We start from the raw sequence: 7,487 nt of genomic DNA, 5'->3' as shown, positions 1-7,487 counted from the left end.
CCGACCGGCACCGGCCGGCCCAGGTCGCGGGCGTGGTCGACCAGCTCGCGCCAGGCACCGACGATGCGAGCCGAGGCACGCCCCCGGCGACGGCGGTAGCGCCGCCGGCCCACCTTGGCCAGCACCACCCCCGCCAGCACCGTGGCCAGGGCCAGCAGCGGTGCGGCCACCCCCACCAGGAGGGCACGCACCCACCCCGGCAGCCCCCCGGCCGTGGCGTGGTCATCCTCGGTGCTCTGCTGGTGACGGGGCTTGGCCTCGGCCTCGGTCTGGTCCCCGGTGACCGACGGAGGGGGAACCGGGGCCGGTGGGGGGATGTTCACCCCGGTGAGCTGGCGCCGGCTCTGCGGCGGCAGCTTGGCCGGCCGCTCCCGGCCCATGAACATCTCGGTCGGCAGGGTCCGCCAGCTGCCGTCGGCGACCTGCAGCTCGACCCAGGCCGAGACGTCGGCCCCGGTGACCCGGCCGCCCTCGGGCAGCACCGCGCCCATCACCACCCGCGCCGGGACCCCGATCCGGTTGGCGAGCAGCGCCATCACCGCGGCGTACTGCTCGTCGTTGCCGGCCATGATCGGGGCGTTGACGAAGTCCGGCCCGAGTCGCCGCTCGTGGTGCCCGGCGTAGAAGGCCTTCTCCGCCTGGGCGACCCCGTCGGAGTACTTGCCCTCCTCCTTCAGGTGGCGGGCTGCGGCGAGGACCCGCCGGACCGGGTCGGTCTCCGCCGAGGTCCACTCCTGCGCCTGGGTCTGCAGGAAGGCAGCTGCGCCCGCCGCCTCACCGACCGCGGGGTACGGCGCGGCGTCGGGATCCAGCGTGTCGTCGGGGAGGACGGCGGTGAAGGCGTAGCGGTCGCCCGGGTGCACGCCGGCGGGCACCACCGCGGTGGCAGCGGCCAGGTTGTAGCGGAACGACTCCTCCTTGGCGTCGACGTCGCCCGCCCGGAACGTCAGTGACTGGAGCGCGCCCACCAGCGGCAGCCACACGCCGCTGTAGCCCTCACCCACGGTGACGGTCGCCGTCACCGGGCGACCCTCGACCGGGTTGTCGACGAGCGAGGAGACCCGCTGGTAGGTGTCGTTGGTCGCCCCGGGGATGGTGTGGTTGGCCGCACCCCACACCACCCCGTCGTAGCGGTCGAGCGCCGCGAGGCGGACCCGGGTGCCGGCGGGCACGCCGCGGACGGTGAACAGGGTGGCGTCGTAGAGGTTCTCCGGCGGCGGGGTGCGGGGGTACTTCACGAACCGGCGGAACGACGCGAGGGGCGAGGGGTACTGCCCCACGTCGAAGGGGGGGTCCACCCGGGTCCGCAGGATCTCGCGGTGGGTGTCGGAGCCCAGCGCGAAGGTGCCGACCGGCAGCGCGAGCAGGGCGGCAAGGCCGAGGAGGGCCGCCCCTGCGAGCAGCCGGCCCACCACGCCCCGGCCACCGCTGACCGACACCGGCGTGCGCTGCCCACGCACCACCAGCCAGGCCAGCGCCGTCCCGGCGAAGACGACGCCCTGGACCCACAGCGACTGCGGCCGGGCCAGGCCGAGCAGGATCACCACGACCAGAAGCGCCGTCGGCGCCACCAGCGGAGCGGCGGCGCGCAGCCACCGGGGACCGGCGCCGAGCCGGGCCAGTGCCATCCCGACGGCTCCGGCGAGTAGCCCGAGCGCCCAGGGCAGCACCAGCAGCGGGCCCGACCCGTCGACGGGCGGCAGCGTGGTGAGCAGGTCCTTCCAGCCGTGGAGCAGCTGGTCGGTGAGCAGCCGCCAGCCGGCCGGGGTGGGTGGCGCCGCGTCCGACGTGCGCAGGCACAGCACTCCCCCGAGCAGGAAGAAGGCCACGGTCACCAGCAGCGCAGGCGCGAGGATCGGCCACCCCCGCGCCTGGCTGAGCACCGTGAGGCCGCCGCCGAGCAGCACACCGGCCATCCCGACCAGCCAGAACTGCCAGCCGGTGAAGGTGCCGGCCAGCCCGAGCAGGGCGGCCCCGCTGAGCGTGAGCAGGAACGCGCCGTCCACGCAGGCCTCGCGCCACCGGGTGCTCACGAGACGCTCCAGCGAAGCAGCCCGGCGAGGTCGCGCGCACCGGCCAGCCGGAGGAGGGGCACGTCGTCGACCGCCGTGACGCCGGTCGTCGCCGTGGCGTCCACGACCATCACGATCCGGCGCACCTCCGGGCCGAAGACCGCCGCCGCGCGGCTGAGCTCGGTGAAGCCGACACCCGGCCCGCTCACCACGAACAGCAGACTCGTGTCCGGAGCGACCGCGACGGCCCGCTGGGCGACGCCGACCAGCCCGGCGCGACCGAACCCCGCCCGGCACACCGCGTCGAGGGCCGCGTGCCCGCTGCCCCCGGAGGCCACCTGGGACCCGCAGACGAAGGACGTGGTGAACTCGTCCAGCAGCGCCCGCATCGCCAGGGAGGCCGCCACGGACAGGGCGGTCTCGAAGTCCTCCGGGTCGGCCCACGAGTCCTCGCGGTCGTCGACCACCACGGTGGCGTGGCTCCGCTTGGTGTCGAGGTACTGCCGGACCAGCAGCTGGGTCTCCCCCGCGGCGGCCATCGCCTTCGCCGAGGAGCGCCAGTGCACGTGCCGCAGCTCGTCGCCGGGCACGTACTCGCGCAGCGCGTGGAAGGCGAGGTCACTGGCAGAGACGGCGTCGATCGACACACCCTCCAGGTCGCGCAGCAGGCCGGCCCCCAGCGAGTCGAGGGGCACCATCCGGGGCCGGACCAGCACCTCGACGGACTCGGTGCGGACCACGTCGCGGGAGAACAGCCCGAGTGGGTCGCCGCGCCGCGTGGTCACCGGGCCGACCGGGATGACGCCGCGCCGTTCGGTGCGGATCGTGAACGTCTCCTGGTGGTGCGCGCCGGGACCCAGCACGGGCACGTGGTAGCGGTGCCCGCCCGACCCGACCGGCACCTCGAGCACCGTCGGCAGCATGCGCCCCGGGGCCAGGTTGGTCAGCCGCAGCCCTGCCGCGACGGAGTCCCCGGCGGTCACCCGCAGCGGGTCGACCTGGAGGTCGACCCGGACCCGGGTCCGGCCGAGAAGGAAGGGCACGGCGAGCAGCAGGAGCAGCAGGCAGGCGGCGGCGACGACGGCGAGCTCCCGCCACCCGGCGGCGGCCGCGAGGACTCCCGCGAGCAGCCCAAGGACCAGGACGGTCCAGCCCGTGGGCCGGATCACCCGCCACCACGGGTCCGCGCGCCACCGGCGCCCGGGCTGTGCTGCCGACTCGCCCACGACGGACCTCAGGCCACCCGGTCGGTGGGCGGCGCCACGGCCTCGAGCAGACGGCTGATGACCGCCTCGACGGTGACCCCCGCGAACTGCGCCTCGGCGTCCAGCAGCACCCGGTGGCTGAGCACCGGCTCGGCGAGGTCCTTGACGTCGTCCGGGACGACGTGGTCGCGGCCGTCGGCCGCGGCCCAGGTCTTGGCCACCCTGACCAGCGCCAGGCACCCCCGCGGGGAGAGTCCGAGGCGGACATGAGGGGTACGCCGGGACTCCTCGCCGAGCTCGGCGACGTAGCCGATGACCGCCGGGTCGACGTACACGTCGTCGGCCAGCCCGGACATCTGGGCGATGGTGCCCGCGGTGATGGCCGGCTCCACCAGCGCCGCCCGGTCCCGGATCTTGGCGTTCGCCAGCAGCTCGGCGGTGGCCGTGCGGTCGGGGTAGCCCAGGGAGGTCTTCATCAGGAAGCGGTCCAGCTGGGCCTCGGGCAGGCGGTAGGTGCCGGCCTGCTCGATGGGGTTCTGGGTGGCGATCACCATGAAGGGGTGGCCCACGCTGTGCGGCGCGCCGTCGACGGTGACCCGGCCCTCCTCCATCACCTCCAGCAGCGCCGACTGGGTCTTGGGCGAGGCGCGGTTGATCTCGTCCGCGAGGACGATCGTGTGGAAGATCGGTCCCGGGTGGAACTCGAAGGTCTGCTTGTGCTGGTCGTAGACCGTGACTCCGGTGACGTCGGAGGGCAGCAGGTCCGGGGTGAACTGGATGCGGGCGTGGCTGCCCCGCACGGTGTTGGCCAGCGCCCTGGCCAGCATCGTCTTGCCGGTTCCCGGGTAGTCCTCCAGCAGGATGTGCCCCTCCGACAGCAGGCAGGTCAGGGCCAGCCGGACCACGTGCCGCTTGCCGAGCACGGCCTTCTCGATGTGGTCGGTCAGCTGGTCGAAGGTCTGTCGGAACCAGCCGGCCTGTTCGAGCGAGATCGTCATGGAACTCTTTCCGTGGTGGGGGCGAGCAAGGCTAACCGGGCCAGGTGTACCGGTCGTCGTCCGACCGGGTCCCGGAGGCGTCGTGGCACTCGGCCCTGACCCAGTCGCCGGGCGAGCCGACGTAGAACGAGGTCTCGAACGGCGCGTCGTCCGGGATCGGGCCCACCGTGGTCACGTCGCCGGCGCCTCCCTGCACGGTGAGGTCGCAGGTCACCGGGGAGAGGAAGTGTGCGGGCACCAGCTCGACGAAGCCGCAGCTGGGGTCGACGCAGTCCGGGCCGGCTCCTGGGGGGTGGCAGCGCGGCAGCGGGGAGGCGGGATCGTCGCTGCACAGGCTGCCCCGGCGCACCTGCACGACGGGATCCGGCGGGTCGGGGGTGGTGTCGACCGCCCGCTTGAGCACCGGGCCGCGGTCGCGCTCGGAGTCGTCGAACAGCGTGATCCGCACCTCCTCCCGGGCGGAGTAGCCCAGGTCGAGGAACTCGGTGCGCACGGTCTGCCTGTCCACCCCGGTGAGGGTGAAGCGGAGGTCGGGCCGGGCGCTGCTCTCCAGCAGGACGCTGGCCGGGGCGCCGTTGGTGTCGACGTCGACCTCCCACCGCAGGCGGGTGCCGTCCACCACCGAGCGGATCGCCAGGATGTGGTAGGTCTCCAGGGGACCGTAGGTCTGCACCTGGAGCCGGCTCGAGTCGGTGCAGCCGCCGTCGCTCTCGCCCTTCTCGTTGCACACCCGCAGCCACACCGTGTGCGGACCGTCGTTGTCGCCCACCGAGAAGGTGCGGCTGACCGCGCCGGACAGGTCGGAGCGGAAGAACCGCTGGACGCCGTCCACCCAGATCGACACGTCCGAGCGCCGGCCCCGGGAGCTGGGTACGACGAAGTCGGCGCGGGCCTGGCCGTCGACGCCGGTGGCGTCCACCGTCCACCGGCCCCACTCCGCCGGTCTGGCCACGGCCTGCCAGCCCTTCGCGGGGCCCTGGCTGTAGTTCCTGCCCGCGTAGGCACCGACCGCGAAGGAGTAGGTCCGTCCGTCGTAGGGCACCCCCTCGATGGTGCAGGACGTGGTCGGGACGCCCTGGCACTGGGGCACTCCCACGCCGTTGCGCGACAGGGTGTACAGGACCGGGTAGGGGCCGTTGGCCTCCACCTCAGGCCACGTGACCGTCAGCGTCGCGGTGTCCCCGGAGCCCGAGGGGGTGTCGGCGATGGTCGGCGCCGCGGGCCGCCCCGGCCTGCCGGCGGACTGGAACGGTGACGAGGTCCGGCCCTCACCCATCCCCTTGTCGTTGATGGCGTAGACGGTGAACCGGTAGGTCTTGTCGTTGTCCAGGCCGGTGGCGATGAAGGAGGGGCCGGTGCTGAAGCCTCGCCCGCCGCCACGCCAGGTCACGAGGTACTTGTGGACGTGGGAGGTGACGGTCTGCGGCGGGCTCCAGGCGATCGTCAGCGCCCCGTCCCCCTGCTTGGTGAGCCGGATCTGACCGACCGGCCCGGGCACGGCGTCGGGCTGGGCACTGCGCGACGGGGCGCTCGGGTCCGACCAGCCGACGGCGTTGTGGGCTCGGACGCTGAACCGGTAGCTGCGCCCGTTGGTGAGGCCGGTGATGTCGCAGGAGGTGGTGGCGCAGCGCCGGCTGGAGCCGTCGCTGACCCGGACCTCGTAGGAGTCGATCGAGGCTCCGTTCGCGCGCGGGGCGGCCCAGGTCAGGTGCACCTCCCCGTTGCGGACGCCGGCGCCCGGCACCGGTGGCCGGGGTGTCTCGGGCACCGAGAGCAGGTCCAGGCTCAGCACGTTGCTGGCCAGCCTGGCCCGCTGCGCCGTCGGGCCGGCGTCGCTCATCACGATCCTGAACTCGGCGTGTCCGGACGCCCGGGCGTCCGCTCGGACCAGGACCGTGGAGCCGCCGACGGGGGTGACCTCGACGCCGGTGCCTGCCAGCCGGGCGACCTGCACAACCGTGGGCCGTGGGGTGGCGACCCCGGCGGTGAAGTGGCTGGCGAGGTCGACGCGCCGGGTCTCGCCGGCCTTCAGGTCGGAGATCTGGATGGGCGAGAGGGCGGGTGCGCCGGCACCGCCGACCCGGACCCGCAGCCGGTCGGGTTCGCTGCGCCCGGCCCGCACCAGCAGCAGACCCTCGCGGCCGACGCGGGCGGAGGGGTCCGCGGAGACCACCAGCGGATTCCCGGTCCGGGTGGCCAGGGTGAGCCCCGCGACGGGGCCGGCCCACTCGGCGGAGTAGGAGAGGCCGAACCGGTCGGCGGGGTCGGGGGTGTAGACGTTGCACATCACGCCGACGTCCAGCGCGATGCTGCCCCCCTGAGGCACCGTGACCGGGTCGGTGGGGCAGCGCAGCACCGGCGCCGAGGAGCCGACCTGGACCGGCACGGTGAGCACGACCCGCTGAGCACCCGGCGTGTTGGCGCCCTTGTCGGTGACCACGAACGACACCGCGCCCGGCCCGGTGTAGCCGGGGGTGGCCCGGACGGAGAACGTCGCGGAGCCGGTCACCTGGGCCTCGACCCCGGCCGCCGGTGAGCCCGTCACCGCGTCGGCAGCGGTGAAGCGGACGGCACTGCCGGCGGGGTTGTCGACGTAGTCGGACAACCGCGCTCGCAGTGACTCCCCGGGGGCCAGCGAGATGCGGGCGTCGGGCTTGACCGTGGGGAGCGCGGCGACCCGCCCGGGGACGAACAGCTGGGCCATCGCCGCCCCGCCGTCGGCGTCCTCCACCCGGAAGGCGAGCACCGTCGGCTGCGCGGCCTTGGTGACCGTGATCCGGCCCCGCGAGACCGACACCGGGGTCCCTGGCGGCGCGGTGACGTCGGTGACCCGCAGGCCCGACGAGGGACCGTCCGGGTCGTACGCCGCGGACAGCACGTCCATCCGGACGGTGGGAGCGGGCGTGTCCCGGCCGAACGCGTCGAAGACGACCGGGGGGTTGTTGTACGGGGCCGCGGTGCGCACGGTGACGGTGGCCTGGGAGCTCTCCAGGCCGTTGCTGAGCCGGTAGACGACCTCCACGGTGCGGCCCGGGGCTCCCCCGGGCGTCGCCACCGTGACCGGTCCGGTCGGCGAGGCCAGCCGGACCCCCGCCGGAGGCTGCACCAGCTCCACGACCACCCGGTCCCCCGCCGCGATCACGTCGTTGGCCAGGGGGTCGACGGTGGCGGTGCGACCCGGTTCCACGGTGAGCGTGTCGGGCAGCGCGAGCGGCCGGGGCGGGCTGGCGGGCGGGGCCACCGCGACCCGGGCGGTGCCGGTGGCCCGCGCG

The 7,487-nt window shown here is 74.5% G+C and carries 4 protein-coding genes; all 4 read right to left on the bottom strand.

Annotation, left to right across the window (positions count from 1 at the left end; translation table 11 throughout):
• The coding region (locus tag PLP61_RS12770; RefSeq protein ID WP_324503109.1) for a transglutaminase domain-containing protein at nucleotides 1-2,033 on the bottom strand (2,033 nt) is incomplete at its 3' end.
• Nucleotides 2,030-3,238 carry a DUF58 domain-containing protein gene (locus PLP61_RS12765; protein WP_324503108.1) on the bottom strand — a complete coding sequence of 403 codons (1,209 nt, stop codon included), beginning with the start codon at nucleotides 3,236-3,238 and terminating at the stop codon, nucleotides 2,030-2,032. The genes PLP61_RS12765 and PLP61_RS12770, both read right to left, overlap by 4 nt.
• 8 nt (nucleotides 3,239-3,246) lie before the next feature.
• Nucleotides 3,247-4,215 (bottom strand): AAA family ATPase, encoded by a 969-nt coding sequence (locus PLP61_RS12760; RefSeq protein ID WP_324503107.1) that lies wholly within the window; start codon nucleotides 4,213-4,215, stop codon nucleotides 3,247-3,249.
• Between the two features lie 31 nt (nucleotides 4,216-4,246).
• The coding region (locus tag PLP61_RS12755; protein ID WP_324503106.1) for a fibronectin type III domain-containing protein at nucleotides 4,247-7,487 on the bottom strand (3,241 nt) is incomplete at its 5' end.

This window comes from Nocardioides sp. (genome assembly GCF_035429765.1).
GTDB lineage: Bacteria > Actinomycetota > Actinomycetes > Propionibacteriales > Nocardioidaceae > Nocardioides.
The sequence above is the reverse complement of the archived record's forward strand: the minus strand, read 5'-3'. Positions and strand labels throughout refer to the sequence as shown.

Coding starts and splice junctions, on each gene's coding strand:
- PLP61_RS12760 (WP_324503107.1), bottom strand. CDS start 4,215: ATGACGATCTCGCTCGAACAGGCCGGCTGGTTCCGACAGACCTTCGAC.